At 62.1% G+C, this 26,938-nt stretch carries 31 protein-coding genes; 11 read left to right on the forward strand and 20 right to left on the reverse strand.

What is annotated here, in order from left to right; genetic code table 11:
* The first annotated feature begins 71 nt into the window (after window positions 1-71).
* Both HNQ36_RS08095 and HNQ36_RS08100 read left to right on the forward strand, forming a co-directional pair.
* A complete protein-coding gene (locus tag HNQ36_RS08095) occupies window positions 72-938 on the forward strand; it encodes a hypothetical protein (protein ID WP_184083712.1) in 867 nt (288 codons plus the stop codon).
* An 18-nt stretch (window positions 939-956) separates the two neighbouring features.
* Window positions 957-1,220 (forward strand): GCG_CRPN prefix-to-repeats domain-containing protein, encoded by a 264-nt coding sequence (locus HNQ36_RS08100; RefSeq protein WP_184083714.1) that lies wholly within the window; start codon window positions 957-959, stop codon window positions 1,218-1,220.
* A gap of 70 nt (window positions 1,221-1,290) precedes the next feature.
* On the opposite strand, the gene HNQ36_RS08105 is transcribed toward HNQ36_RS08100, so the two are convergent.
* Together HNQ36_RS08105 and HNQ36_RS08110 are read right to left on the reverse strand one after the other, a co-directional pair.
* Entirely contained in the window at window positions 1,291-1,575 is a 285-nt protein-coding gene (locus HNQ36_RS08105) for a twin-arginine translocation (Tat) (RefSeq protein WP_184083715.1), read from the reverse strand.
* A gap of 126 nt (window positions 1,576-1,701) precedes the next feature.
* Window positions 1,702-2,052: a twin-arginine translocation signal domain-containing protein gene (locus tag HNQ36_RS08110; protein ID WP_184083718.1), complete on the reverse strand. Its 351-nt coding sequence runs from the start codon at window positions 2,050-2,052 to the stop codon at window positions 1,702-1,704.
* A 1,068-nt stretch (window positions 2,053-3,120) separates the two neighbouring features.
* Here HNQ36_RS08110 and HNQ36_RS08115 point away from each other — a divergent pair.
* From HNQ36_RS08115 to HNQ36_RS08125, 3 genes are all read left to right on the forward strand, one after another.
* Window positions 3,121-3,594 carry a hypothetical protein gene (locus tag HNQ36_RS08115; protein WP_184083720.1) on the forward strand — a complete coding sequence of 158 codons (474 nt, stop codon included), beginning with the start codon at window positions 3,121-3,123 and terminating at the stop codon, window positions 3,592-3,594.
* 390 nt (window positions 3,595-3,984) lie between these two features.
* Window positions 3,985-4,266: a hypothetical protein gene (locus HNQ36_RS08120; protein WP_184083722.1), complete on the forward strand. Its 282-nt coding sequence runs from the start codon at window positions 3,985-3,987 to the stop codon at window positions 4,264-4,266.
* A 64-nt stretch (window positions 4,267-4,330) separates the two neighbouring features.
* Entirely contained in the window at window positions 4,331-4,792 is a 462-nt protein-coding gene (locus HNQ36_RS08125; protein WP_184083724.1) for a VOC family protein, read from the forward strand.
* 56 nt (window positions 4,793-4,848) lie between these two features.
* Here HNQ36_RS08125 and HNQ36_RS08130 read toward each other — a convergent pair whose 3' ends face one another.
* The 3 genes from HNQ36_RS08130 to HNQ36_RS08140 all read right to left on the reverse strand — a co-directional run bounded on the left by HNQ36_RS08130 (window position 4,849) and on the right by HNQ36_RS08140 (window position 7,967).
* A complete protein-coding gene (locus HNQ36_RS08130) occupies window positions 4,849-5,484 on the reverse strand; it encodes a trimeric intracellular cation channel family protein (RefSeq protein WP_184083726.1) in 636 nt (211 codons plus the stop codon).
* 184 nt (window positions 5,485-5,668) lie between these two features.
* Window positions 5,669-5,980, reverse strand: a complete 312-nt coding sequence (locus HNQ36_RS08135; protein ID WP_184084131.1) for a hypothetical protein — start codon at window positions 5,978-5,980, stop codon at window positions 5,669-5,671.
* A 454-nt stretch (window positions 5,981-6,434) separates the two neighbouring features.
* Entirely contained in the window at window positions 6,435-7,967 is a 1,533-nt protein-coding gene (locus HNQ36_RS08140; RefSeq protein WP_184083729.1) for an acyl-CoA carboxylase subunit beta, read from the reverse strand.
* Between the two features lie 175 nt (window positions 7,968-8,142).
* Here HNQ36_RS08140 and HNQ36_RS08145 point away from each other — a divergent pair, with 175 nt between their 5' ends.
* A complete protein-coding gene (locus HNQ36_RS08145; RefSeq protein WP_184083731.1) occupies window positions 8,143-8,553 on the forward strand; it encodes a DUF4260 domain-containing protein in 411 nt (136 codons plus the stop codon).
* A gap of 31 nt (window positions 8,554-8,584) precedes the next feature.
* Window positions 8,585-8,881, forward strand: a complete 297-nt coding sequence (locus HNQ36_RS08150) for a DUF3303 family protein (RefSeq protein ID WP_184083732.1) — start codon at window positions 8,585-8,587, stop codon at window positions 8,879-8,881.
* Window positions 8,882-8,908: 27 nt separating this feature from the next.
* Here the strand turns inward: HNQ36_RS08150 and HNQ36_RS08155 are convergent, their stop codons facing one another.
* Complete coding sequence (locus HNQ36_RS08155) at window positions 8,909-9,310, reverse strand: nuclear transport factor 2 family protein (protein ID WP_184083734.1); 402 nt, start codon at window positions 9,308-9,310, stop codon at window positions 8,909-8,911.
* A gap of 88 nt (window positions 9,311-9,398) precedes the next feature.
* Entirely contained in the window at window positions 9,399-10,235 is an 837-nt protein-coding gene (blaOXA, locus tag HNQ36_RS08160) for a class D beta-lactamase (protein ID WP_184083736.1), read from the reverse strand.
* Between the two features lie 116 nt (window positions 10,236-10,351).
* On the opposite strand from blaOXA, the gene HNQ36_RS08165 reads away from it, so the two are divergent.
* Window positions 10,352-10,723, forward strand: a complete 372-nt coding sequence (locus HNQ36_RS08165; protein ID WP_184083738.1) for a nuclear transport factor 2 family protein — start codon at window positions 10,352-10,354, stop codon at window positions 10,721-10,723.
* Window positions 10,724-10,759: 36 nt separating this feature from the next.
* On the opposite strand, the gene HNQ36_RS08170 is transcribed toward HNQ36_RS08165, so the two are convergent.
* Both HNQ36_RS08170 and HNQ36_RS08175 read right to left on the reverse strand, forming a co-directional pair.
* A complete protein-coding gene (locus tag HNQ36_RS08170) occupies window positions 10,760-11,467 on the reverse strand; it encodes a glutathione S-transferase family protein (protein ID WP_184083740.1) in 708 nt (235 codons plus the stop codon).
* 9 nt (window positions 11,468-11,476) lie between these two features.
* Window positions 11,477-11,941, reverse strand: coding sequence for an ester cyclase (locus HNQ36_RS08175; RefSeq protein ID WP_246395312.1), 465 nt, complete (start codon window positions 11,939-11,941; stop codon window positions 11,477-11,479).
* A 97-nt stretch (window positions 11,942-12,038) separates the two neighbouring features.
* On the opposite strand from HNQ36_RS08175, the gene HNQ36_RS08180 reads away from it, so the two are divergent.
* Window positions 12,039-13,118, forward strand: coding sequence for a GlxA family transcriptional regulator (locus HNQ36_RS08180; protein WP_184083742.1), 1,080 nt, complete (start codon window positions 12,039-12,041; stop codon window positions 13,116-13,118).
* Here HNQ36_RS08180 and HNQ36_RS08185 read toward each other — a convergent pair.
* The 9 genes from HNQ36_RS08185 to HNQ36_RS08225 form a co-directional block, all read right to left on the reverse strand.
* Entirely contained in the window at window positions 13,115-13,381 is a 267-nt protein-coding gene (locus tag HNQ36_RS08185) for an EscU/YscU/HrcU family type III secretion system export apparatus switch protein (protein ID WP_184083744.1), read from the reverse strand. The genes HNQ36_RS08180 and HNQ36_RS08185 overlap by 4 nt on opposite strands.
* On the reverse strand, window positions 13,378-14,970 hold the full coding sequence (gene fliK / locus HNQ36_RS08190) for a flagellar hook-length control protein FliK (protein WP_184083746.1): 1,593 nt from the start codon (window positions 14,968-14,970) through the stop codon (window positions 13,378-13,380). Before fliK ends, HNQ36_RS08185 begins: the two co-directional genes overlap by 4 nt.
* Window positions 14,971-15,071: 101 nt before the next feature.
* Complete coding sequence (locus HNQ36_RS08195) at window positions 15,072-15,845, reverse strand: ATP12 family chaperone protein (RefSeq protein ID WP_184083748.1); 774 nt, start codon at window positions 15,843-15,845, stop codon at window positions 15,072-15,074.
* A 72-nt stretch (window positions 15,846-15,917) separates the two neighbouring features.
* Complete coding sequence (locus tag HNQ36_RS08200) at window positions 15,918-16,295, reverse strand: hypothetical protein (RefSeq protein ID WP_184083750.1); 378 nt, start codon at window positions 16,293-16,295, stop codon at window positions 15,918-15,920.
* A gap of 45 nt (window positions 16,296-16,340) precedes the next feature.
* Entirely contained in the window at window positions 16,341-17,594 is a 1,254-nt protein-coding gene (locus HNQ36_RS08205; protein ID WP_184083752.1) for an RluA family pseudouridine synthase, read from the reverse strand.
* The gene (locus HNQ36_RS08210) at window positions 17,591-18,424 is read right to left on the reverse strand and encodes an arylamine N-acetyltransferase family protein (protein ID WP_184083754.1); all 834 of its coding nucleotides are present in this window, start codon (window positions 18,422-18,424) and stop codon (window positions 17,591-17,593) included. The genes HNQ36_RS08205 and HNQ36_RS08210 overlap by 4 nt, the downstream gene beginning before the upstream one ends.
* A complete protein-coding gene (locus HNQ36_RS08215; RefSeq protein WP_184083756.1) occupies window positions 18,421-19,752 on the reverse strand; it encodes a replication-associated recombination protein A in 1,332 nt (443 codons plus the stop codon). Before HNQ36_RS08215 ends, HNQ36_RS08210 begins: the two co-directional genes overlap by 4 nt.
* The gene (locus HNQ36_RS08220) at window positions 19,749-21,140 is read right to left on the reverse strand and encodes a Do family serine endopeptidase (RefSeq protein ID WP_184083758.1); all 1,392 of its coding nucleotides are present in this window, start codon (window positions 21,138-21,140) and stop codon (window positions 19,749-19,751) included. Before HNQ36_RS08220 ends, HNQ36_RS08215 begins: the two co-directional genes overlap by 4 nt.
* Window positions 21,141-21,203: 63 nt before the next feature.
* Window positions 21,204-21,608 carry a winged helix-turn-helix transcriptional regulator gene (locus HNQ36_RS08225; RefSeq protein ID WP_184083760.1) on the reverse strand — a complete coding sequence of 135 codons (405 nt, stop codon included), beginning with the start codon at window positions 21,606-21,608 and terminating at the stop codon, window positions 21,204-21,206.
* A 284-nt stretch (window positions 21,609-21,892) separates the two neighbouring features.
* Between HNQ36_RS08225 and HNQ36_RS08230 the strand changes: the two genes are divergently transcribed.
* Window positions 21,893-22,909 (forward strand): zinc-binding alcohol dehydrogenase family protein, encoded by a 1,017-nt coding sequence (locus tag HNQ36_RS08230; protein WP_184083762.1) that lies wholly within the window; start codon window positions 21,893-21,895, stop codon window positions 22,907-22,909.
* Window positions 22,910-23,279: 370 nt separating this feature from the next.
* Here the strand turns inward: HNQ36_RS08230 and HNQ36_RS08235 are convergent, their stop codons facing one another.
* A complete protein-coding gene (locus HNQ36_RS08235) occupies window positions 23,280-24,749 on the reverse strand; it encodes a porin (protein ID WP_184083764.1) in 1,470 nt (489 codons plus the stop codon).
* A gap of 321 nt (window positions 24,750-25,070) precedes the next feature.
* On the opposite strand from HNQ36_RS08235, the gene HNQ36_RS08240 reads away from it, so the two are divergent.
* On the forward strand, window positions 25,071-25,625 hold the full coding sequence (locus tag HNQ36_RS08240) for a MarR family transcriptional regulator (protein ID WP_246395313.1): 555 nt from the start codon (window positions 25,071-25,073) through the stop codon (window positions 25,623-25,625).
* 3 nt (window positions 25,626-25,628) lie between these two features.
* On the opposite strand, the gene HNQ36_RS08245 is transcribed toward HNQ36_RS08240, so the two are convergent.
* Window positions 25,629-26,786 (reverse strand): alpha/beta hydrolase family protein, encoded by a 1,158-nt coding sequence (locus HNQ36_RS08245; protein WP_246395314.1) that lies wholly within the window; start codon window positions 26,784-26,786, stop codon window positions 25,629-25,631.
* Window positions 26,787-26,938 lie beyond the last annotated feature (152 nt).

Consider the following 26,938-nt stretch of genomic DNA (forward strand, 5'->3'; position numbering starts at 1 on the left):
CGAGCAAAAATTGGCGTAATTCGCTGCGCTTTTCGCGCTTTTGATGTCCCGATTTTCTGACAGGGTGTTCCATGTTTCGCAGTGGGTTAGTCGCATTTGTCGCGTTTTTTTCGGTCACGGCTCCGGCCACCGGCTGGGCTTACGAAATCAGGCCGAAGTCACCCGAAACAGCGTTTTCCGCGAAGCTCCAGCCTGACATCGTCGGCCTGTCGAGCAACATCGAAGGCAGCAAGGCTTCTCCGATTTTCGAGTCCTACCTCAGAGACCATCCGGGCGTGAAGCCGGAGACCGCGCAGCAGAAATTCGGCGGCACCAACGTGACCTATGTCACGTCGATGAAATTCGTATCTCCGGCGACCAGCAACCATCCCGGCGAATCGATGATGGCGGTGTTTTCGTCTCCCGCGAGCGCCAACCGCGCCTACTACATTGCGCGCGATCTGGGCTTTGCTTCCGGCAAGCAGCCTTCCAAGGCGGAAATGATCGAGCGCGTGACCGCGAAGTACGGTGCCCCGACCCTGATCGGCGACGGACGCATGTATTATTTCTACAAGGCCGGCAAGCTGATGTCGGTGAAGCAGAAGTATACCCCTGCTTCCGCACTCGATGCCCTCAACGCCCCGATCAACCCCAAGGCGGCGGTCGCGCTCAATGACGCCAACGGACGTGGAAGCTGCGTGGCCGTGCTGAAGCGCGCGCAGACATCTGACAAGACGCTCGACAAGCTGGCCGCTGAAACCAAGGGCGCGAATTGCGACGGTGTCGTAAGCGTCGAGATCTCGCCCGGCATCACACCGGACCGCGTCAGCAAGACCGAATTCACGCTGATCGACTTCAAGCAGATCATCAGCGCGGCGAAGATCGACTCGGACGCTTTCGCGGCCGAGAAGAACGAAGCCCTGAACAAGACCCCGCTCGGCAACGCGCCGAAGCTCTGATCGCTGAGAGAGCCGACGATGAAGGCGTTTTCTGCGGCAGTCGTCCTCGCAACTGCGATGCTCGGCGCGGGAGCCGCGCAGGCCATGCCGATCGCCTCGCCGGCCACCGCCGCGCGCGGCGATGTGGTGGCGGTAAAGGACGGATGCGGCGTCGGATTTCATCGCCTCTCCAGCGGGGTCTGCCGTCCGCAGCCGGAAGGACCGAGACTGATGCGGCTGTTCGCCCGCAAGTGTCAGGTCGGGTACCGGCGCAATCTCGCCGGCAGGTGCCGGCGCGAATAAGCACAAAACTGTACCCGTCAAACAAAACCCCGGCTCGATCGCAGCCGGGGTTTGTTCGTTCAGCCGCTGCTTACCAGCGGCGGTAATGCCGACGGTAGTGGCGGCGGTGATGCCGGTGATAGCGGCGGTGATGGCGATGGCGCCAATGCACCTGCTCAAGTTCGGCACCCGCGAGATCGTCCTGATCCGCAACCGCGGGCTTGGCCGTCACGTCAGGCTCCGGCTTCGGGCCGTTCATCAAATCATGATGCGGGGACAGCATCGGCGCAGCACTCGCCGCTGATGCCGCAGCGGCAATTGCACCTGCGCCGGCGGCGAAGCCGAACGCAAACTTCAGAAAATCACGACGTTCCATCAATTCTTCTCCTTGTGAGGCGAACGTTTCACGGCACGACTGTCCCGCAAGATCAACGAACGCGGTGTGAAACCAAATTGTTCCATTTCCTGCATGCGACCCGTTGCCTCTCTTCGCATGACCTCATCACCAGTAACGGCGACGCCAATACCGGCGACGATAGTAGCGGCGACGACGGCGCCATCCCCAATACCTGCGGCGGCGCCAGTACCTTCGGCGGCGAAAGCCCCAGTAGCGGCGACGACGCCATCCCCAGCGACGACGACCCCAGCCGCGGCGGCGTCCCCACCGGACCTGCTCGACCTTCGCCTCATTCAGATCGTCATCGTTGGCGACGGCGTTCTGCGGGAGTTGATCCGGTTCGAGCGGCTTGGTGAGCGCTTGCGGGGCAAGCGGCGCGGCGCGCGCGGCGGTTACAGCTGCCGCACCTGCGGCGGCGACGCTAAACGCGAACTTGAGAAAACCGCGACGATCCATGATGCGACCTCCGATGTTCTGTTCGCATCAAGCCGCAGCGCGCATGAATGGAAACTGAACCGGGCAGGTTCCTGAAGAGTTGACCCGCGACCGCGACAAGATCGATGATCCAGGGAGTGGGTCCCCGCCTGCGCGGGGACGACATCGTGGGTGTTGGCTCACTTCCGTCGCGTCATCCTGAGGTGCGAGCCGTGTTTGCGGCGAGCCTCGAAGGATGGACGTCAAGCGTCGCAGCCCTCATCCTTCGAGGCTCGCAAGTGCTCGCACCTCAGGATGACGATCGCGCGTATTGAGAGGTTGTGCGCAATCCGCGTTGGCGCGCATCGCGAAGCGCGGTGCATCACTCCGAATTCCCGATTCAACTTTCAAACAGCCACGCGCCATCACCCCTGTTGTTGTGACGGCGCGGGGGCGCCCGGTCGTCTTATGCGTCTTGCGCCCGATGAGGGCGCGCGGAACGCCGGATGCGCAAGCGCATCCGCAGCCTCGTGTGCAAAGGTAGAAAGCACACGAGTTAGTCGCCACGGTCGCGCCGGATACATCCGGCGTTCCGCACGCGGTGGTGCTCCGGCTTGCTTCGTGCTCTCCCCGGCAACGCCCTCGGGCTGACGCCGTCGTCTCCGCGGTACTTTTCTCCTCCGGTCGGAGGTGAAAAGAGCAGACCGGATTTCGCAGGACCACACGACTTGGGCCGGCGCGGAGTTACGCGTTCATGCCAAGCGTTACCGCTTCGCAGTCCCGCGCACAGCGTGGTCCGTCTTGCGTCCGCTTCGGATGACTCACACGCCCTTTGTACAAGGAACGCGCCCCGCCATCCTCGCTCGCGCCTGACGCTGCCGCGCCACCGCATCCCGCCCCGCGTATCGTGACGATCGCGAGCCGCCCCTCAATGGTGAGGCGGGACACAAGGAATATAATCCTAGTGCCCAGATAAGTCAAGCGTGAAGGCGAAGGTATCGAATGGGTATCTTCCGAACCGCCTCGCCCGCGCCTAAATCAACCGCGATTTCCTTGCGCGATTTCCTTGGCGATGACGGGAACGATTTACTGTTCCGTGAGTGGTCAAAGATGGCAGACAGCATCATCGCCCATCGTGCCTACCGTTCCCGCACCAGCAGATGCGCCCATGTGATCGAACGGCTCGGCCTGTCCATGGCGGGCGCGTCATGCGGCCTGTTCGTCGCCGCCCATGTCTCGAGCGCGCGCGTCGAACTCCTGGGTTCCGTGACCATGAGTCTCACCCTGATGGTCCTTGGCGCCATCGGCTTCTATCTCGGCATTGATGTCCCGCCGCATCGCACGGGCCGGCTGCCGCAGGCGCGCCTCACCGGCGAAGATATGCAGCCGATGGACCCCGTCGAACTGCTGAGCGCGGCCGGAACCTTCCTCGCCGCAACAGCAGCCTTCATCTCGGTCTATTCCATCGTGACCGATTCCGACCCGACAGCGGCGATGACAGTGGCGCTGGCATGCGGCTGGCTGCTCGGCGTGACCATGCAGATCGTCGCAGGCACTACCGCGCGCGTGCGGCGCACAGGCTAACGATCCTCCGGTTCCACAGGCCGCTCGCCTTTCCAGATCATTTCCAGCCATTCGAGAAGCTTTTTCATGACGCCTCACACGCGCGGCGCGGGATGCCCTCTGCGCAGTTCATCGCGCTGCCTTGCGAGCGCGCTTGCACGCGCTTTCGCGCATTGAGCCTTGTCGCTGCGCATCGGTTCCCTCGGCCCGACCACATTCGTCCGCGATGTCATTGGCTGAGGAACACCGCGACCGTTATCGGGTGGTTGCATCGTCATCGCCAGCTTCACCGGCATTTTCTTGGGATGTGACGCTTTCTTCGGCATACGGAACAACGCGCAACACGCCGATTGGTTCGGAACGAATCGCAGGCGACGCACTTAATCCGGCCATGTGACGCAGGAGTCGTCCGTGCCGTGGAATAGCCGTTTCATCAAGCCGATCGTTCCCGCGAAAGGCCGTCCGATCGCCACGCTGAAAGATGCGCTGGACTACATCAGCGCCCTTCCCCCGTCGGAACAATCGGCCATCACGCAGGAAATCGCCGACGCCGTGGAGATGGCCGCTCGGGGCAGCGGCCCGCTACGCCCGACGGAGGCATGCATGGTGCGGCTGGTTCACGGTCCCATCGCAATTGCGGACGAAGCTCCAGCGGAGCAACCCGTAACGGTCAGGCGGGGCCGCCCGTCATGACCGGATCTATTTATCCGGGCGCGAATTGTTTCTCGTCGCTCTCATCGAAACGAGGAGTTTGCTCATGGCTTCCAAGGTCAACCCCGTTCCCGACGGTTATCACACCGTCACACCCTATCTGATCGTCGACGGCGCGGAGAAGGTCATCGACTTTCTTCAAAAGGCGTTCGACGCCAAACTGTTCAACGAAATGACCAAGCGGCCCGACAACAAGGTGATGCATGCCGCGCTGAAAATCGGAAACTCGATGATCATGATCGCGGACTCCTCGGAGTTCGTGAAGGCGTCGCCGGCCATGCTCTATCTGTACGTGCCTGACGCGGACGCCGCCTACCAGAAGGCGATCAAGGCAGGCGGCGCCTCGATCATGGAGCCGTCGAACCAGTTTTACGGCGACCGCTCCGGCGGCGTGAAGGACCCCGCAGGCAACAGCTGGTTTGTTGGCACCCATGTCGAGGACGTCAGCGCAGCCGATCTGAAGAAACGCGCGGAAGAAGAACTGAAGAAGCGCGGCAAGGCGGCGTAGCTGCCTGCATTCCAGCGGCCTGTGTCAGGCCGCCGGCCGCGTCTCAGGCCGGACGCTCAGTGCGGCCCTTCGCGCTCATAGATGAACTTCGGCATTTCCCACTTGTAGCGGATCGCAAGCAGGCGGAACGTCAGGCCGAACGCCACCGAGCCGATCACCACCGCGACATGCTCGACCCCGAAATGCGTGCCCGCGACATAGAGCGCGCCTGTCACCAGCGACACGCTGGCGTAAAGCTCGCTGCGGAACAGCAGCGGCACCTCGGTGCAAAGGATATCGCGCAGCACGCCGCCGGCGCATCCGGTGATCATCCCCGCCACGACCACGATGGTCAGCGGATGGCCCATGCTCATGGCCACGTTGCAGCCGATAATGGTGAAGACCACGAGGCCGATCGCGTCGAGCACAAGAAAGAGATAGTGAAAGCGATGCACCACACGCGCCAGCGCAATGGTGAGCAGCGCCGCGCCGCCGGTCAGCAGCAGCAGCGTCGGATGTTTCACCCAGAGCAGCGGATAATGCCCGAGCAGCATGTCGCGCAACGAGCCGCCGCCAAGCGCGGTGACAGATCCAAGCATCGCGACGCCGAACCAGTCCATCTTGCGCCGCCCGGCCGCGAGCGCCGCCGTCATGGCCTCGGCGACCATGGCGAACAATCCGAAGAAGAAAAGAACCGATTCGGCGGGCTGCATGGCGAAGCCCTAGCACAGTTCCACTGCCGCCGCAGGGTGGGACGTGGGCGCATGTGAGGGCCCGCATTCCTGATTCAGATGCTAAAGTCGTCATCACCGGGCTTATCCCGGTGATCCACGTCTTGTCTGCAACCGAAGTAAGTCGTGGATGGCCGGGATAAGCCCGGCCACGACGAGGGGATGGCTATGCCGGCCAGCTTTCCGCCTGCACCAGAATATCGCGCGTGCGCTTCACCTCGGGCCAGTCGCGGTCGAAGTCGCGGATCAGGCGCTTCATCTCCTCGCCGCCTGCGGCCGCATCCAGCGACGCACGGTCGGAAAATTCATACATCGCCAGATGCACGGCCGGATCGTTGGCGATCCAGTAGCGCCATGCGCGCTTGGAGCCGAACGACTTCACGGCATCGGGTAGATGCTCGCGCGAATACCACGCATCGAACGCGGCGCGTTTGGATTCATCGGGGACGGTGGCGCGAACGACGAGGATGTGGGGCATGGACATATGACAGACATTGTTTGCTATGCCGACTACGTAATTCCGTCACCATAGGCCTGCAACAACATTGTACAAGCGCGCCAACCAGAGACTTGGCTCTCCGCGCCATCGTACATACGAACCAAAAAAATCGAAAGCAGACGATTTATCTGCGAAGATAAGGAACGTCACCCATCCTAATCCGAGAAGCAATGCAGCATGGGGATAAAATTGACGGTGACTTTCGAGACGAGACCAAACAAAAGCTAGAAACGCGGCCGCTACAAGAGGTGAAAGAATTGTAAGGAATAAAAAAAAGTAAGTGTCATTCGATAAACTCGGCGCTCCCATCATAATGGCGGTGCCGACCAATAGCAGTGGCAATGACGCGATCTCAAAACAGATCGTCACGATGAACAAAGCACCGGCAACATATCTGGAAGCAACGACTATCAAGTTTGAAGCCTGCATTGCCTCACAACGGAATGTTGTCGTGCTTCTTCATCGGCACGTCGACGTGCTTGTCCTTCAGCATCGCCAGCGCGCGGGCGATGCGCTTGCGGGTCGAGTGCGGCATGATGACGTCGTCGATATAGCCGCGCTCGGCGGCGACGAACGGCGACAGGAAGCGATCCTCGTATTCCTTGGTGCGCGCGGCGATCTTCTCGGCATCGCCAATGTCCTGCCGGAAGATGATCTCCACCGCGCCCTTCGCGCCCATCACCGCGATCTGCGCCGTCGGCCAGGCGTAGTTCATGTCCGCGCCGATTTCCTTCGACGCCATCACGTCGAACGCGCCGCCGTAAGCCTTGCGCGTAATCACAGTGACCAGCGGCACGGTGCACTGGCTGTAGGCGAACAACAGCTTCGCGCCATGCTTGATCAGCCCGCCGTATTCCTGCGCGGTGCCGGGCAGGAAGCCCGGCACGTCCACGAAGGTGACGATCGGAATGTTGAACGCGTCGCAGAACCGGACGAAGCGCGCGGCCTTGCGTGAGGCGTCGGAGTCGAGCACGCCCGCCAGCACCATCGGCTGGTTGGCGACGAAGCCTACCGTCTTGCCTGCGATGCGGCCGAAGCCGGTGACGATGTTCTTGGCGAAGGTGTCCGCGAGTTCGAAGAAATCCCCCTCGTCTACCACCTTCAGGATCAGTTCCTTGATGTCGTAAGGCTGGTTCGGATTGGCCGGGACCAGCGTGTCGAGGGATTCATCGACGCGCTCGATGTCGTCGAAGCTCGGCCACTCGGGAACGCCATCGGTATTGTTGCTCGGCAGGAAGTCGATCAGCCGGCGCATCTGCAGCAGCGTCTCGACGTCGTCCTTGAACGCGCCGTCGGCGATAGATGATTTCGTGGCGTGCACCGACGCGCCGCCGAGTTCTTCCGCCGTCACGACTTCATTCGTGACGGTCTTCACCACGTCGGGACCAGTGACGAACATGTAGCTGGTGTTCTTCACCATGAAGATGAAGTCGGTCATCGCCGGCGAATAGACGTCGCCGCCCGCGCACGGGCCCATGATGACGCTGATCTGCGGAATGACGCCCGAGGCGATCACGTTGCGGCGGAACACGTAGGAGTAACCCGCCAGCGCCGCGACGCCTTCCTGAATGCGCGCGCCGCCCGCATCGTACAGCCCGATGATCGGCGCACGCGCCTTCAGCGCCATGTCCTGCAGCTTGGTGATCTTCAGCGCGTGGGTCTCGGACAGCGAGCCGCCGAACACGGTGAAGTCCTTCGCGAACACGAAGGTGGTGCGGCCGTTGACCGTGCCCCAGCCGGTGACAACGCCGTCGCCGGGGATCTTGTTCTTCTCCATGCCGAATTCGACCGAGCGATGCTCGACAAACATGTCGAATTCCTCGAACGAGCCTTTATCCAGCAGCAGTTCGATGCGCTCGCGGGCGGTCAGCTTGCCGCGGGCATGCTGCGCCTCGATGCGCTTGTCGCCGCCGCCCTTTTTGGCGCCTGCGCGACGTTCGTCGAGTGCTTCGAGGATATGCTTCATGGATTTCGCCCCAGAATCTTGTGTTGGGCGGCGGGCGCCGCCGTTCTTGAATGGTTGGCCAGCGTTCTAGCACGCGATCTGGGCCGGGGAAAATGGCCCGATACCCCCGAAAATGGCGGGTCCGGGCGGCCTGCGCCGCGTGGTAAAAGTGTCCTTTGCAGGGGATTCGCTAGCCATGACCGACACAACCACGAAACCAGCCGATGGCGCGGTCACCGGCGGGGTCCGCACCCTGCTGCGGCTGGAAGGCGCGGCGCTCGCCGTCGCCTGCATGGTGTTCTACAGCTATTTCGAAGGCTCATGGTGGATGTTCGCGATCCTGCTGCTGGCGCCCGATCTCAGCTTTCTGGGATATCTCGCAGGCCCGCGCGCAGGAGCCGCAAGCTACAATGTAGCCCACGCCGCAATCCTGCCGATGCTGCTCGGCATGGTCGCCATGATCATGCCCTCGGCGCTGGCGATGCACCTGTCGCTGATCTGGTGCGCGCATATCGGGTTCGATCGCGCACTCGGCTACGGCCTGAAATACGACGCCGGATTCACCTTCACCCATCTTGGGCGGATCGGGCGAGCCGCCCGAGATTGATCCCATAACCGCGCAACCGGAAGGTCAGGCCATGCTGTTTCTCGTCATATCCAACCCGCGGGCGGAGCGTCCCTCGGACGTCGCCAAGGCACGGCAAGGCTTCTGGCCCTGGATGGCGGGCTATCAGTCGCAGGGGATCTGCAAGCACATCTATCCGCGGGTCGGGCGCGGTGTGGTCGCGATCTTCGATGTGGAAAGCAACGAGGTGTTGCACCGGATTTTGAACGAGTGGGCGGACATCATCCCCGCCCAGTTCGAAACCTATCCGCTGGTCGATCTCGCGGCCACCAAGGCTGTGCTGGCGGCGCAAGTCGCGGCGAAGGACTGAGCGCCCCTCGCCGCCAGAAAATGCGCGTTACGCTTTCGGCGGGCGGCTCTGCACGAAGTAGCTCGACTTGTGCACCACCTTGCCGTCGCGCAGCGTGATGACGTCGACCAATTCCATGGTCACCGGCTTGCCGTCCGGCGAGGTCGCGGTGAGGATCGATTCCGAGACGAAATGATCGTCGCTGCCGTAGAGCGCGACCGGCTCGAACTTGATTCCGGGCAATCCGGAGATGTCCTTGCCGAACTGCTCGGCGACGGCGTCCTTGCCCTTATAGACTTTCGAACTGCCGTGGCGCTGGTAGCTGGTGTCGTCGACATGCATCGCCATGATCGCCGGAACGTCGTGTGCATTCCACGCGGCGTTGTAACGGGTGGCGAAGTCTTTCCACGACGAGGCCGGTACGATTTTCGCGGCTGCTGAAGACGACATGCTTGGCTCCCTGATTTTATGTTCTTGATTTTATACTCTTGGGCTTGAGCCTAGCCGGTTTCAAGCAGGCGCGAAACCGGACAAGATGTCAGATGGCTCCTATGTCGCCGAGGCATTGCTGCGCGATCTTCATCCGGCTGGCGGTATGATTCGGCTCGCGGATATCGAGATTGAGCGCGAACACGGTCTGCACGCTGCCCTTCTCGGCCCAGCCGACCAGCCAGCCGACACTCGCCTTGACGCCATCGACTGCCGTTCTGTCGTCGACGCCAATGAGCCCGGTTTTGGCGCGAATGATGCTATCGCCAACTTTGGTCACCGAAAGAATGTCCGCTGTCAGATCCTGCGCGCGTTTCGATACCGGCAGCGCGCGCCGACGCAGCCTGTCCACGAATGCGATTTGCTCCAGCGGTGAGATGCGCAAGTCCCCCGTCAGCCAGAAGCGATCGATGCCGCCGCCGATGTTGCGATTGCCGTACTCGAACATATCGACGTACTTTTGCATGCGCTCTTTGCCGATCCGCCGCGCGATCTCCTGATAGACCGGCACTGCGGAGGCAGCGATAGCGGTGCGCAGGGTATGATCCTTGTTCCAGTCGGGGATGCTGCGCTTGATGCCGTCCCACTTGAAAATGTCCTTGTCCGGATCGGAGACGACGCCGGTTTCCAGCGCGATGATCGAATTCGGAATCTTGAAGGTGGACGCCGGCAGAACCGGGTTGCGCGCGCGGGAATGGTCGCTGGCAATCACCTGCTGATCGTCGGTTCGAAACGCAGCGAAAGCGCCCACGGTGCCCTCGTCGGTGAAATGCTTCTGAAGATTCTTGCGGACCTCATATCGAGGCACGACATCCGCGAACGCGCGTACCGGGATGACAGCCGCGGCGGCGGCAACGAGTGAAAGCGCATGGCGACGGTGAATCACGGAAGGCACCTGTAAACATTGGACCGCAGTCAAATTGACGCGCTTCATGGTTAAATCATGACGTTGCTCCAGGCCTGCATGACCCGATAGACTTGGCGCAATCGAAAGGGAAACGCATGGACACCGGCAGCATCGCAACCGTCGTGAGGCAATACCTGGCGGCGTGGAACGAGACCGATGCCGCGGCCCGGCAGAAGCTGCTGGCGCAGTGCTGGGCCGACGGCGGCGTCTATGTCGACCCCCGAGCCGACCTCAGCGGACGCGTTGAGTTGAACAATCACATCGCGAAGATTCAGGCCGGGCGGCCCGGCGCACAGCTCGAATTCATGAGCGGTATCGACATCCACCACAATGTGGTGCGTTTCCTGTGGCGGCTGGTGCAGGCCAACGGCACCGCCGGCGACACGTCGATCGATTTCGGCGAGATCGGACCCGACGGACGGCTGGTGAAAATCATCGGGTTCTTCGGACCGGCGCCAGCGCCTTAACGCAGCCTCATCTGAACCACATCGCCAGGCAGCCTGTCAGGCCGACTCCTTTTCAAGATCGACGCCCCACGCGAGGCGCTCCATTCCGCGCCTGGTGTGCGGGCGCGTGGCCAGACGAGTCATCCAGGCTGCAACGTTGGGATTGAGATCATCGATGACAGGCTGGCGCGCGCGGAATCCGGCCCATATGCTCTCAAACCATGCATAGGTCGCGAAATCCGCGATGCTCAGTTCGCCTGCGATAAACTCCCGGCCTTCGAGCTGCCTTTCAAGGACGGACACCAGCCGCATCGCTTCGTCGCCGAAGCGCTTAAGCGGATATGCGAACACGCCCGGGGCCATCGTCGCGCGCAGATAAGCATTGACGCGTGGGCTGTCCGGATCAACCGCCGCGACGAAATGCGCGAGATTGCCGAACACCGGACCCACAGCGCTCATCTGCCACATCAGCCAATGCAGCGCGCCGTAGCGTTCGGGGCCGGACGGCGGCAGAAACTTGCCCGTTTTCTCCGCGAGATAGATCAGGATGGCACCGCTTTCCGCGACAACAACGGGCCCGCTGGGCGCATCGGGATCGATCAACGCGGGAACACGGCCATTGGGATTGATAGCGAGAAAGGCCTCGTCCTTCTGCTCATTCTTGAACAAGTTGATCGGCCTGATGCTGTAAGCGAGTTCGCACTCCTCCAGCATGATCGTAACCTTGCGGGCATTCTGGGTGCTCCATGTGTACAACTCGATCATGTGCGGCCCTTAGTTTGAAGCCGACGCAAATGCGTCAAGCGAAACGCCGGACTGACGGCAAAGACTCGCCAGATCGAAATTGAAACTCTCCCAAATGACGCGATCATCGCGAAAGCGGAAGAGAATGAACACAGGCACCGTCGCCCGCTTGCCGTTGGGCACCTGCCCTCCCGGCGTACCCGTCAGCGTCAGGTGAATCGATCCCCATGAAACGAGCGTGTCTCCGCTGACCGCTTGCCCCTGCAGACTCACGGCATAATCGGGAAACAACGAAAAGAAACCCTCGAGGCTCGCGTGGATTTGCGCGCTTCCCTCGCGCCGCGATCCAAACGGCGGCGCTTCGAGAACACATTGCGGGTGATAGACCGCCATCGCTGCGTCGATATCCTGACGGCTTTTGGCTTTCGCAAGTGCGTCCACAATTGCAGCCATGGCGGCCGTGTCGAGTTGATGCTGTTTTGTTCGGGCGTCCATCGAGTCTTCTCCGGTTTGAGCGATCGAGTTTCAACTTGACCGCGGAAGTCGTGGACGATCTAGTGGCCCATATGACATATGATATGCGGATTGGGACATGAGGACAAAAATCATACGCGTGGCCATCGTTGCGGCTCCGGGATGCATCGGATCAACCGTGCATGGTCTTCTCGACGCATTCGCCTGCGCGAATTTCTGCGCCGCTACGGAAAAAGCGACATCGGGCATCTCGTTCAAGATCAGCATCGTGTCGCCCGACGGAGAGTCGGTGCGCAGCTACAACGGCCATACGATCAACGCCGACGGCAATCTCAAGAAAGCCGAAGGCGCCGATATCATCCTGCTGGCACCGATCATGCCTGCCACCGCGCCGGGCGAAGCGATCATCTCCAAGGCGAAAGAATTCGACAGTGTCCTGACCTGGCTTCGCGCCCAGTCGCGAGGCGGCTCGTGCATTGCGACGTCGTGCACGGGAAGTTTCCTACTCGCCGAAGCCGGACTTCTGGATGGAAAGGTCGCGACCACACACTGGCGCGCGGCTCACGCGTTTCGCGCCCGTTACCCCGAAGTCGTTCTGCGCGAAAGCGATCTGATTACAGAAAGCGGCAATATCGTATGCAGCGGCGGGGCGGTGTCTTACATCGACCTCGCTCTTCATCTCATTCGCCGCTTCGGTGGCTCGTCTCTCGCTCTGCGATGCGCGCGGATGCTGGTCTTCGATCCGGGCCGTGACAGGCAGTCGCCTTATCTCGCGTTCGAACCCGAGAAGGCCCATGGCGACAAAACTATATTGAAAGCACAGGAGTGGCTGGAAACGAACTACTGGCGCGACATCGATGTGGAATCGATCTCAGGCCTGCTGGGCATGAGTTCGCGCAACTTCAAGCGCAGATTCAAAGCGGCTTGCGGTGAGCCGATGACGACCTACCTTCAGCGTATCCGGCTCGCGGCCTCGTGCGACCGGCTCGCCTCAAGCGATGCGCGCATCCAGCAGATCATTTTCGATGTCGGGTATACGGACGCGAGTTCCTTTTGCCGGCTTTTCAAGGAATTCACTGGATTGACGATGGGCGACTACCGGAAACGCTTTTGGTCAAAGACCGACGCCCACACAAATCAAACAAGGCGGCCAAAGCTTCGCGCAGGAACCGGCCGAAAGATGGCAGCAGCTTCCTAGCGCAGCCGTCCCGTCAGCCGCATGACGAAAATCAGGACTTCGGCCACGCCCTTGTAAAGCTCGGCCGGAATCTCCTCGCCAAGCTCGACATTGGAGAGCGCACCCGCCAGCACTTCATTCTCCTCAATGGGAATGTCGTTCTCTTTGGCGATCTCGATGATTTTCTCGCCAATCGTGCCTTTGCCCTTGGCGACAACGCGCGGCGCCCCCTTCTTGTCGTAGTGCAGCGCGACTGCGAGCCGGTTTTTGGTGTCGATGTTCACAGCGCACGATCCAGAAAATGGCCGGCCGGCGGCGGCGCGGCCTTCGGCGGCGCGCCCTCGCCGATCACGATGTCGCCGGGCTCGAGTGCTGCTTCGCGCAGCGCATGCGACAGTTGCGGCGCGTTGATCCGCAACTGCGCCGCCGTCGCGGACCGCTCAGCCCACATCCGAACCGATGTTCGCCCATGGCTCAGCGACACCAGCGCATGCACCGGCCCGCTCGGCTCGACATTCAGCGAGAACCGCGCACGCCAGACGCGGCTCGCCGCCTCAGCCTCGCTGCCCGCGCCATCGCGCGAAATCTCGAACTGCGCCACAGCGGTGCCTTGTGGCGTGACAAACGGAATTTCGAAATTCCAGCGCGGCGCGGTCGGATCGATCCGCGCGCCGGGCACGTCAACGGGCAATGACGCCGCCTGCAGCAGCGTCTGCCGCGCCAGAGCGGCGTCGGTGTCTTCGATCAGGCGATGCGCCATGGTTGCCGGCGCATCGTCCGGCGCGAGCGATGAGAGCGCGACCGACTGCGCGCTCGTGTCCGAGCCGCGAAACGGCGGCGGCGGTACGGTGGTGCGCGCGATCGACTCCTCGCCATCGGCCCCGTGCGCAGCGCCCGCACGCGCTTCCGCATCGAGCATATTTGCAACTGCGTCCTGCACGCCCTTCGGAAATCCCTGCAACACCTCTTGAAGCGCGGTCAGTCCCGCGCTTGCCGCCGCAACGCGGTTTGCCGCCGTCGGCAACGGTTCGTTCGGCGCGTAGATACGAATTTTTCCGTCGAGTTCGGCTGCATCGTCGGCCATGCGCACCGGCGCCTGCGGCAGCAGAATGTCGCCGGCTTCCGGTGCCAACGGCGGCGCGGCGGATGGCGGCACGTTCGCCGTCTGCGGCGAAGCGCCCGGCGCAGGCGCGTTGCCGAGCCACGATGCGACGGTCTGGCGAAACACGATCAGAGCGGCCTTGAGATCGGAACCGCTGGCAGCCTGCGATGACGCGAGGCTTTGCTCCATGAACAGACCGGAATTGCGGAACGCCGTTTTCAGCGCGTCGCCGGTCAAATTCTCACTGAGCGGCGTGCGCTGCGCGAGCAATTGCGCGGCGGCCTGTTGCAGGGTCTGCGGCAACGTCTGCGATGACGCGGCCACACCGAGATTTGCGAACAGCGGCGACAGGCTGCCCTGACGCGCGGCAGCGGTCTGCACTGCAGCCGAGACAGCAAGTGCTTCAAGGTTGGTCAGCACACGGCCTGCTGCGGCGGTTTGCACCGGCACGTCGGCCTTTGGCACGCTGACGGTATCCACCTTCGCGGCACCCGTGGATGCGGACGACGGCGCATCACCCTCGCCCGGCACGATCTGAAGCCGCACGCCCTGCGGCGTCTGCGACACCGCCAGTTGCAGCGTCTGGCCGGGCTGCAACGGCACTTCGGACAGCACCTGGATGGTCAGGTTCGCAATCGCGATGCGGACCAGATTGGCATCGAGCTGCTTCAGCACGGTCGCGGCGATCACGGTGCCCGGCTGCAAGGCAACGCCTGCCGCCACGCCCTGGGCTGCGACAACCGGAAAGACGGGATTGATGGCGATCGACATGCTGGGGGCCTTGTTCGGCCGCCAAGCTAGCCCAGCGTCGTAAACGTCTTGTTAACCGAACCCATAGCGGAGAGGCTTACGCGTTTACGATGTTGTCCCGACTATGAGAACGCCTTCAGCACCCGCGCTGCGGCCTCGAAATCCTTCAGCCGTGTAGCACGCCGGGCCTCGACCTCATCGTCCGCGCCCCATTTCTCGCGATTCCAGTCCTCGTCCACATGCGCTGCCGCCCAGACCTGCGCCCCATCCAGCACGCCATGCTTCAGCGCCAGCGCCAGCATCGCCGAGCCGGTGATCGTGGTGACCACATGAAACGCGCCGACCGGCCACGCCTCGGTGGGCAATGCGCCGCGTGCCGCAGCTACGGCGGTGTCCGGCTGGCGCACATGAATCACGCCTTCGGTCAGGATGAAGTGCGCGCCGAGCACATCAGCCGCCCAGCGCAGCACCGGGTCCCAGTGCTCGGCCTGCCGCGCGATCAGGGCTTCGGGAAAACCGGCGCGATAGAACAAGAGATCCGTCTCGAAATACTTGGCGGCATCGTCGGCTACCGCTGGAACATCCTTTGCGACACCGTCGATCACGCTGTTGGCCAGCCGCGTCAGCGGCATCGCCATCGGATCGATGTCGTCCTTCTGGGCCTCCCACTCCGCCGCCATCGCCTCGGCGAGGTCGCGCGTCGGCGCTGCGAGCGGATTTCGGCCCGGGGTGCGAACCGGCTTGCCATCGAGCGTCACCGCGAAGCCGTCCGGCCCCTCAGTCACACCCGCGCTGGTATAGAAGCGCTTGCGCAGCGGCGTGCGCGAGGACTTGCGCGAAGCCTCGCGCGGATCGAGCGGCGATTTGCCGGCAACTTCATCGAACAGTTCGCGCATTCACTCGCTAGCCTTCTAATTTTCTGGGCATGACCTCTTCCGAAAACCGGTATCCACTTTCGGGGTCATGTCCTACTGGTTAGCACACTGGCGCGAATACGCCGCCCGCTGGTTCGGATTCAGGCCCCATGCCGCGCCATCATCAAGACAGCGTGCGACGCGGTCGCTGAACGACGGACGGCGCTCGCGCTTCAACACCCGCTTTGGCGGCGTGTCCTGAGTCACGTATCCCGGTGTGGTGTTCTGCAACGCGAACGGCGGTGGCGAATTCATCTGCGGCACCGTCGGCACCACGATCGGTGGCGGCGGTGGCGGCGGCGCGACCGGAAAAGGAATCACGGGCTGATTGTTCACGCCGCCCGGCGGAAAGACCTGCGCCTGCGCAAAACCGGAAACGATCACGGACAACGCGAGGACGATTGCGAATGCGGTTCTTTTCATCACGATCATATCGTTACCCCGGACAGCAGCGGCAAGAGGATCACCCTTGAGTGATCACTCCTCCGGCGCGTTCTCGATCGGATCGAAGCGATCTGCCTCAAGGCCGAGCAGGTTCCACGATTGCAGCATGTGCGGCGGCAGCGGCGCGGTGACGTCGATGAATCCGCCGCGTGGATGCGGTATCACGATGCGTCGCGCCAGCAGATGCAGCCGCTTCTGCAGGCCGCCGGGAAGTTCCCAGTTTTCCTTGTTGAAGTATTTCGGATCGCCCACGATGGCGTGATCGATATGCGCCATGTGCGCGCGCAACTGATGGGTGCGCCCGGTCACCGGCTTCAGCGACACCCAGCACAACTTCTGCGCGGAAGCTTCCACGACCGCGTAATAGGTCACCGCATGGGCCGCGCCCTCATCGCCATGCGCCGCGACGCGCATGATGGAATCTTCTTCGCTCTCGTCCTTCGCGAGGTAAGTCGAGATACGGCCCTGCTTCGGCTTCGGCACGCCGGCCACCAGCGCCCAGTAGATCTTGCGCGCGGAGCGATGACGGAACGAACCCGTGAGCGCTGTCGCGGCAAACCGCGTCTTGGCGATCAGGAGACAGCCGGAGGTCTCGCGATCGAGACGGTGGACCAGACGCGGCTTCTGGCCCTTGGCGTCGCGCATCGCTTCCAGCATCAGGTCGACATGCTTGGTCATGCCGGAACCGCCCTGCACCGCGAGACCGGCGGGCTTGTTCAGCACCATAACGTCGGCATCCTCGAACAGGATCATCTTGCGCAATTCGTCGAGCGTCTTGGTCGCGGCCTCCGACAATTCACCGCCGACTTTCGGCGCGTCGAGCTTCAGCGGCGGAATGCGAACGCTCTGGCCTTCCTCAAGGCGATCCTTGCTGTCGGCGCGCTTGCCGTTGATGCGCAGTTCGCCTTTGCGGACGATGCGCTGGATATGGGAGAATGACAGGCCCGGAAAGCGATGCTCAAGAAAGCGATCCACGCGCATGTTGTTCTCGTCGGCGGTGACGATCACGGTCTGCACCTTCGTCGGCAACGGCGGCGGCGCGGGCTTCTCTTCTCTCACGGGCTCAGGACGTGGCTCGCGCATCGGCTTCGCCGAACGCGAAAACTCCGCAGCCGGACGGCGCGGCGAAAACGCAGCGCCAGGGCGCTTGTCCGATCCGCGGTCGCCGAACGACGGCTTGCCCGAACCGCGTTTGTCGGATGAGCGTTTGTCGGTGGAGCGCTTCGCTCCGCGCTTGTCGCCGCGCTCCGATTTCTTGGCGAGGGGTTTTTTGACGCGGCGGCTCATGATCGGCCCTCGGTTTGAAACAGCCCTTCAAGGGCGTGATCGATTTTTATGTCTGCAGGCAGCCTGATGCCGAACATCGTTGTCAGCGTCGAACGCAGCTCAACGACATTGGACAACGTCTGCTTCTCGACGGCGCCATCGGGATGACGGATCGACAGCAGGGTGTTGTTGAGAATCTGGCGACGGTCGGCGGTCGGACGCGCGACAACGAGATTTCTGACAAATTCCGAGGCCGGATAGGTCGAGACCTGCCAGTTGGCCGCTTCGAAATCGACTGGATAATAATCGACGCTGTCGAAGCTGTAGACCGGCCGCCAATTGTCGCCAAGCTTCACTTCAAGATGAAGCGCGTCACCGATCGGGACCACGCGGTAGGTCTGGTGCGGCGTCGCCTGCTCCTCGGGCGTGTCGAGGCGCAGCGGTGCTGTCGGCGTCATCGCCCCGAACGCAACATCGCTCAGATACCAGATCCCTTTGACGGCCACGTTCAGCGTCATGTGACCACGCTGCGGCATGGCCTCGGGCGGCTGCATCCAGCGGACCCGCGCCATCCTCAGACGCGCATCGAATCCCAGCGCCTTGAGCACAAGACGCAGATACTGGTTCTGCTCGTGGCAATAGCCGCCGCGTCCATCGTGAATGATCTTGTTCTCGATGGTCGCGGGATCGATCACCACCGGCAGACCGGCAAACGAATTCAGGTTTTCAAACGTGATCGCCCGCTGATGCAGCAGGATAATGCGCGTCAGAACGTCGAGCGCCGGCGTGCGCGGCCCATCGAAACCGATGCGCGCAAAATAAGCGTCGAGATCGACCTTAAAATCGGTCAAGCGTTGCGTTCCCTTCTCAGCTTCGCCCAGTAGTCGAGCCGCTTGCGAATCTCGCGCTCGAAGCCGCGGTCCGGCGGATCGTAGAATGTCTGGCGTCCGAGCGCTTCGGGGAAGTAGTCCTGCCCCGAAAACGCTTCCGGCGTGTCGTGATCGTATTCGTAGCCGCCGCCATAGCCTTCGGACTTCATCAGCTTGGTAGGCGAATTGAGAATGTGCTTGGGCGGCAAGAGCGAGCCGCCCTCCTTCGCCGTGCGCATGGCCGCCTTGTACGCCACATAGCCGGCGTTGGATTTCGGCGCGGTGGCGATATAGATCACCGCTTGCGCAATCGCGAGCTCGCCCTCGGGGCTGCCGAGAAAATCATAGGCGTCCTTGGCCGCGTTGCAGATCACCAGCGCCTGCGGATCGGCAAGGCCAATGTCTTCCACCGCCATGCGCACCACACGGCGCGCGAGAAACAGCGGGTCTTCGCCTGCATCCAGCATGCGTGCGAGATAATAGAGTGCGGCGTCGGGGTCGGAACCACGCACGGATTTATGCAACGCCGAGATCAGGTTGTAATGACCGTCGGCGGACTTGTCGTAGATCGGCGCGCGGCGCTGGAGAATTTCCTGCAACTGCGCGGCATTGAACACCTCGTCGGCGCGCGCGGCCCGCCAGACTTCTTCCGCCAGCGTCAGTGCAGCGCGGCCATCACCATCCGCCATCCGCACCAGCACGGCGCGGGCTTCCGCGTCGAGCGGCAGCTTCCTGCCTTCGACTTCTTCCGCGCGCGCGTAAAGCTTCTCGACCGCCTCGGTGTCGAGCGACTGAAACACCAGAACCCGCGCACGCGACAGAAGCGCCGCGTTGAGTTCGAACGACGGATTTTCCGTGGTGGCGCCGACCAGCACCACCGTGCCGTCTTCCATCACCGGCAGAAACGAGTCCTGCTGCGCGCGGTTGAAGCGATGCACCTCGTCCACGAACAACAGCGTGCCCTTGCCCATTTCGCGGCGGGCGCGCGCGGCATCGAACACCTTCTTTAAGTCGGCGACCCCGGAGAACACGGCGGAAATCTGCTCGAATTCAAGTTCGGTGGCATCCGCCAGCAGCCGCGCCACCGTGGTCTTGCCCGTGCCGGGCGGGCCCCAAAACACCAGCGAACCAAGCGTACGCGTTTCCAGCATGCGTGTCAGCGCGCCATCGGGCCCGAGGATGTGATCCTGCCCGACCACGTCGGCAAGTGTCCGCGGCCGCAGCTTGTCCGGCAGCGGACGCGGCGCGTCCTGCTCCATGCCGGCTGCGGCGAAGAGGTTCGCGGAAGGCTGTGGTCGCTTCGGGCTCATCCCCCCAGCACAACCGACAATTGCTGGCCGCCACGAATCACCGTGATGCGCCAGAGACGCGCGCCTTCGCTCGCGAGCTTGTCCAGATCGCCGGTGCGGCCGATTTTCTGACCGTTCACGGCGGCGATCACATCACCCTTCTTGAATCCGACATTCGCCGCGATTGCATTGTCGGGCAAATCCGTCACGACCACGCCCTCGATGCTTGAATCGAGCTTCAATTCGTCGGCCAGCGCCGGCGAGATGTTGGCGACCTTCGCCCCCTGGAACGGCGAGCGCGCCTTGATGACGATCTCGTCGCGACCGGTGTCCGGCGCGGTTTCCAGCGCGATCGCAAGCTTGAGCGGCTTGCCGCCGCGCAGCACCTCGACTTGCGCTGTGCCGCCGAGCGGACGCGTCGCGAAGCGATAGTCGAACGCGTTCGGATCGTCGATCACCTGACCGTCGATGGACACGATCAGGTCGGACAGTTTCAAGCCGGCCTTTGCCGACGGACTTCCCGTGGTGACATTGGCCACCAGCGCGCCGGTCGGCCGCTTCAGCCCAAGCGTCTCTGCGATTTCGGGCGTCACCGCCTGCAGGCGCGCGCCGAGCCATGGACGCTTCACGGCGTTGCCGCCGCCCTTGGCGGAGGCGACGACCACGCGCACCATATTGGCCGGAATCGCAAAGCCGATGCCTTGCGAACCGCCGGAGCGCGAGAAGATCGCGGTGTTCACGCCGACCAGCTTGCCGGTCATGTCCACCAGCGCGCCACCGGAATTGCCGGGATTGATCGCCGCGTCGGTCTGGATGAAGAACTGATAATCGGTGATGCCAACCTGCGTGCGCGCCAGCGCCGAGATGATGCCGTGAGTGACGGTCTGTCCAACACCGAACGGATTGCCGATGGCGATGACAACGTCACCGACCAGCGCGTCGTCGGAGTTCGCGAAATCGAGGGTCGTGAATTTCTCCTTCACGTCCTTCAGGCGCAGGATCGCCAGATCGGTGCGGCTGTCCTTCAGCACGATCTCGGCCTCGAACTCACGCTTGTCGGAGAGCGAGACCTTCACCTGATCCGCACCCTCGATGACGTGGTTGTTGGTGACCACGAGACCTGATGCATCGACCATCACACCGGAACCGAGCGAACGCAGCATCTGCTCCGGCTGCTTGCCCGGTACGCCGAAGAAGCGGCGGAACATCGGATCGTCCAGCATTGGATTGCGCGGAGCGGCTTTTGCCGCATAGACGTTCACCACCGCCGGCTGCACGCGTTGAACGATCGGCGCATACGACAAGCGAAGCTGCGTCGGAGACTGCGGAACAAGACGATCCTGCGCGACGGCAGGTGCGGCGAGAAGCGAGGAAACGAAGAGCGCAATGAACGCGCGGACGACGATCATGAAAACAATCCTGAACCTGATGCCAAAGATAAAATCGCGCCAATATGGCGAAAGAAGTCTCAATTACGCGGGCTGCGGCTGCCTCGACGGACGCGGCGCGCCTGATTGCGCGTTGCCTTTCTTGCCTGCCGATGCGGCGTCAATCCGGGCGCGATTCTCATCACCCCACTGCTTGAGCGCATCGATCACCGGCCGCAGCCGTTGTCCCGTCTCGGACAGCTCATAATCCACCCGCGGCGGAACCTCGGCATACACCTTGCGGATGATCAGGTCATCCTCCTCAAGGGCGCGAAGCTGCTTTGTCAGCATCCGTTGGGTCACGTTCGGGAGCCGCTTGCGCAGTTCGCCGAAGCGCAGCCGCCCCTCCTGCAGGTGATAGAGGATGACCCCCTTCCACTTGCCGTCGATCAGATCGAGCGTGACCTCCACCGAACAGCCGGGCGCACAGCCGAAATCCTGTCGTTTCATAAGGGATTTTCCATTGGTATCCGAATGGTCACTATATCCCCGAAATGACAGTACTTGCAAATAGGACGCGGGCGGGACACCTAGTGTCCCGAAGCCGAAGTTCGCTTGAATTTACAGCACTTTCCGTAGCGAACTTCGGCTTCGACAGGACACTAGGAAATTATGATTGCTAGCGTGGTTTTGGTTCGCAAGTCCGCAAAAGGATACGCAGCAAGAGCGATGCGGACTTGCGAACCACCACGCTAGGCTTGCCGACCAAAAAAGTCCCAGATGGAGCCAGATCAATGAAAGCCGTGGGTTACCGGAAATCGCTGCCGATCGATGCGCCGGATGCGCTGATCGATTTTGAAACCGACAAGCCGGAGCCGCGCGGGCGCGACATCCGCGTCGCGGTGAAGGCGATTTCCGCCAATCCCGTCGATTACAAGGTCCGCAAGCGCGCGGAACCCAAGGCAGGCGATACCAAGATTCTCGGCTTCGACGCGTCTGGCATCGTGGATGCCGTCGGGCCCGACGTGTCGCTGTTCAAGCCGGGCGATGAAGTCTGGTACGCCGGCTCGATCCAGCGTCAGGGCACCAACTCGGAATTTCATCTCGTGGACGAGCGGATCGTCGGCCACAAACCGAAAACGCTGTCCTTCGCGCAGTCGGCTGCCCTGCCCCTGACGTCGATCACCGCATGGGAGTTGCTGTTCGACCGTCTCGGCGTTGCGCCGGGCAAAAGCGTAGATCCGCGCACGCTGCTGATTATAGGCGGCGCCGGCGGTGTCGGCTCGATCCTGATCCAGCTTGCGCGCCGGCTCACCGGCCTCACCGTGGTCGCCACGGCGTCGCGTCCCGAATCCCGCAAATGGTGTCTCGACCTTGGCGCACATCATGTGATCGATCACTCCAAGTCGATGAAAGATCAGATCGATGCGCTCAAGATCCCGCCGGTCGCGCTGATCGCGGCGCTGACCAATACCGAGCAGCACTTCGCGGCACTCGCCGACATCGTCGCGCCTCAAGGCAAGATCGGATTGATCGACGACCCCGCAACGCCGCCGAACGTGATGTTGCTGAAAGGCAAGGCCGTATCGCTGCATTGGGAATCAATGTTCACGCGCTCATCGTTCCAGACCGACGACATGATCGCGCAACATAACCTGCTCGACGATGTCGCCAGCCTGATCGACAACGGCGTGCTGCGCACCACGCTCGACAAGGTGCTCGGCAAGATCAACGCGGCCAACCTCAGGCAGGCGCACACATTGCTGGAAGGCGGACGCTCCACCGGCAAGCTGGTGCTTGAAGGCTGGTAAGCCGTTCTCGCGCGCAGGCGCCGCCAAATAAAAACCTCCGGCAGGGCATTGCCGGAGGTCGGGAGATTTTCTGAGAAACTGTGTCGGTATCCGCAATCGGGAACGGCGGTCAGCGCCGCCGCGCTATAAGCGGACCATGCCTTAATTACCTTATTTAGTCAAACAATCCGCGCATATCTCCCCTCACGTTTGCGTGTGCGGTGCGGGATCTGTTTGTTCGATATCGCCGATCGCGCCTCGCCCGCTTCTTGTCCGGGGCATGACCTTCTCGGAAAAACTGCTTTCTGCTTTCGTGGTGAGGCCGAAGAAAAACCCCGGCAGTTGCCTGCCGGGGTTCTTTTTTGTTCAGGTGATTATCGCCGTTAAGCGATTACCAGGTGCGGCGGACGCGGAAGTTGCCGGACAGGATGCCCTGATCCTTGAACTCGTAAGCACCGGCTGGCTTGAAGAGACCAGCTGCACCCGCTGCCACGGCAGTGGTGCCACCCGTGTTGCTCTGGTCGAGTGTCGTGTACATCACTTCGCCGGAGAACGTCAGGTTGCGGACCGGAGTCCAGGCCGTACGCGAACCGACCTGCCAGATGTTGAAGTCCGGGTTGCAGGTGCTGCCCGCGGCGTAGAACGCAGCAGTGTTCGTGCAGAAGATCGTGGTGGCGTTGCTGTTGTAGTCGACATGCGTGTAGCTGCCGAACACGGTGGTCTGCCAGTTTGGCGACCAGTTATGCTCGTAACCACCGCGGAAGCCCCACACCTTGGTCTTCTCGATCGAGCCGTTGGTGGTGTAGACGCCGTCGAACAACGCAAGCGACGCGAACGACTGGTAGAACGCCGGGCTCGACGTGCCAGAGTTGTTGAACGCGTCGAAGTTGTTGCCCGTGGTGCCGCCGATCACGTACTTCGGAGCGCCGTCCGAGTAAGTGGCTTCCAGCGAAAGCTTGTCGCCGGGACCGGTTGGCAGGCTCTTCAGCTGAAGGCCGCCCGCGATCGCGAAGCCCCATTCATCGCTTGGATGACCGGTTGGTTCGGTGGTGCCGTAGTAGTTGGCGTGGATGTTGTGGAGACCGCCGGAGAGCTGGGCCGTGAAGGCGGCCTGGTCGATGCGGACGTTACCGACGAAATCAGGCGAAACGTTTCCACCGGACGCGTTGGTGTAGGCACCGGTGAAGAAGTTGGTCGCGGTCGAGGCAATAGCGCCGTTGAAGATCGGAGCGCGGTTGATGACGCGGTTGTCTTCGATGCCGACCTGAGCCGAAATGCCGTTGCCGAACTGCCAGGTGTAGGCAATCTGGTTGATGCCGGTGGCGTTGTCGTAGCCGCCGATCAGGTTGGAGGTGTTGAGGCCGACAGGCGAACCGCCCCAAGGCGTCTGGAAGGCGGAGATAGCCTTACCGAGGGTGAATCCGGCGAACTGGATGAAGCCGAAGTCCATGGTGAGGACACCGGAAGACGGGCCTTCGCCGGAGGTGTGCTGGAAGTTGCTCGACCAGTAGGTGCGGACCACGCCGTACTCGGTGCCGGTGCGGGTGTCGATGTTCAGGCTGGTACGCGCGCGGGTGACGAAGTAGTCCGACGCCCGGTTCTGCAGGCCGGTGTTGCCGCTGTTGTTCCAGGCTGGCTGATGATGCGCAGTGCCGTTGACCGTCACGTCGAGCTGAACGTAGCCGCCCAGCTTGATGCAGGTGTCGGTGCCGGGAATGTAGTAGAAACCAGCTCCATACAGGGAGCAGATCTTCACGTACTGGACCGCTTTCGCCTTGACGGGAAGATCAGCCGCCTGTGCACCCGAGGCAGCAGCCAACATGGCCGCCGAACCCAGGATAAGGCTCTTAATCTTGCTCATAAAACCTCCAAAATTGTTCAATTGAGGAAAGGTCCGCTTCCCGTGGCGCTAGCCACCCCACAGCCCCTTGATCCCCGCTTACCGCCGGTTGCTTCGCCTTCGGGCGAGATCACCAGCGAGTCACCCGACGTCTCCGGCTGACGGGGCGACAATGCCTGCAAGCATCAGCTGATTAAAATAATTGATTTACTCATGCTTTTATTTGGCCGCGATCATGTGCTTTCCTCGCAACATCATGTCAGTGGGGTGACAGATCCGGTGATTGCAATGAGTGAAGGGCTGGCATATTTTCCTGCATTCCTTCGACAAGGTAGAAAATAAATGGCTGGCAGACTCCCCGCCAAGAAAATTTCATCTCAGCGTCATATTGCGAGCCCGCGCAGCACGGCGCACAACGCGACTCCGATGGGACCAGACGACGCTCTGGTCCGGCAGTTCATCTGGGATGTTATTTCGATCAACACCCATCTCGAGGAAATCCGTTCCAACTGGGCGCGAATGCTGGACATCACCTGTCCACAATGGCTGATCCTGATGGCGGTCAACGATCTCGATCAGGGCAAGGGGATTTCAGTCAGGGAGGTCTCGACAAAACTTCACGTCGATCCGTCCTTCGTCACGACTCAAACGAAAAGTCTTGAAAAGCACGGCTTCATGCGCCGCGTTGCATCCAAGGAAGACGCCCGCGTCGTGCTGATGTCGCTGACCGACAAGGCGCACAAGCAGATCGCGAACCTCTATTCGCAGCAGGTGGTCGCCGACAATCTCGTCTTCTCGGATTTCTCCACGCAGACGTTCCGCGACCTCACCGACAAGCTCTCGACACTCAAGAGCCGCCTCGCGAAGGCCGCGCAAATGATCGCCGCGGAGAACTGACCGTCAGGCGTCCGCGGGCACAAGCGCCCGTGCCAGACGGGCCGCTATCCAGTCGAAGACAAACTCGTTGCCGATGGTCGGATTATCGGACTGGCCATGCGCCGAGGCCGTCTCGGCGGATGCGAACACCTTCAGCGTCACATCAGCGCCTTCGTCCTTCAGCGCGGCGCACAGGGCGACGGCATGGCGAGTATCCAGCCAGTCATGCTCGCCGAAGGTCATCAGGATCGGACATTTGATGCTGGTGATGCCGCCATGTCGCTTCAGCCTGCGAATTTCGTCGCCGATGGTGTCCTGACCGCCGTCACCGGGCATCCATTGCGACGCCGTCACCCGCTGGTGCATGTCCCAGATTCCGGCATCGCACACCGCCGCGGCGAACCGGTCGTCGAGACCGGCCGCACGTGAGGCATAGGCCGCGCCCAGACCGCCGCCAAAAATAGCGATCCGCTGTTCGTCGATATCGCCGCGCGCGACCAGATAGTCCACGCAGCAGCTGATCGCCGTCTCGATCTCGTATCGCACCATTCCCTTGATCCTGGGTGCGCTGCCCTGCCCCGGCAAATCGGCCAGCAACAGCGACAGACCGCGCGAATGAGCCTGCCGGAGCAGCGTGTGCAGATGCTCATCCTTGAAGTGATCCGATCCGCCGACGCAGACAACGACGGGCGCCCGCGCATCCGCTCCGGGCGCGCGCAGGAAATAAGCTTCGACGAAGCCGCCCTCGAAGCAGGGAATCCGGACCAGCTCGCCGCCGGATGGCTGATGCGTGACGACAAGATACGAACAGGCCCGCATCCGCTCGAGCACATCGGCGCGGCGACGATCGTCAAGCTTCAGGAAGACTTCCGAGGTCCGGTAATAGTTGGAGGCCCGCAGCCAGTTACTGAGCGCCGAATGGATATTGCCGGCGGCGCGCGCGTGGTCGCCGCGCACCTTGCTGGTATCGGCAATGGTCTTCCAGGCGCGATACCAGCTCTCGTCGTCACCGGCCGCGATCCGGCTCGCCGTCAGGAAGCATTCCGAGATTGTGCTGCCGCCCTCCTGCGCCGACCCCAGCACGCGCATGAACTGAAGGCTGTAATCCTCATTGTCGGGCCAGTGCATCCAGCCGCCCGGCTCAAAGCGCGGCGGCGAGAGGTGGGCGGGTCTGTCGTTCAAGAGTGCAGTCCACACGATGAAATCAGCCAGTAAATGAGACCGGCGGCGAGTCCGCTCGATCTAGAAAGAGAGCTGTCGCAAACAAGACGAGCAGGCGTGTTGCAATGCAGCCATGAGCATGGCCATACAAATACGACAGAGGTGTTACATGC

It is taken from the genome of Afipia massiliensis, from assembly GCF_014203115.1.
Lineage (GTDB): Bacteria > Pseudomonadota > Alphaproteobacteria > Rhizobiales > Xanthobacteraceae > Afipia > Afipia massiliensis.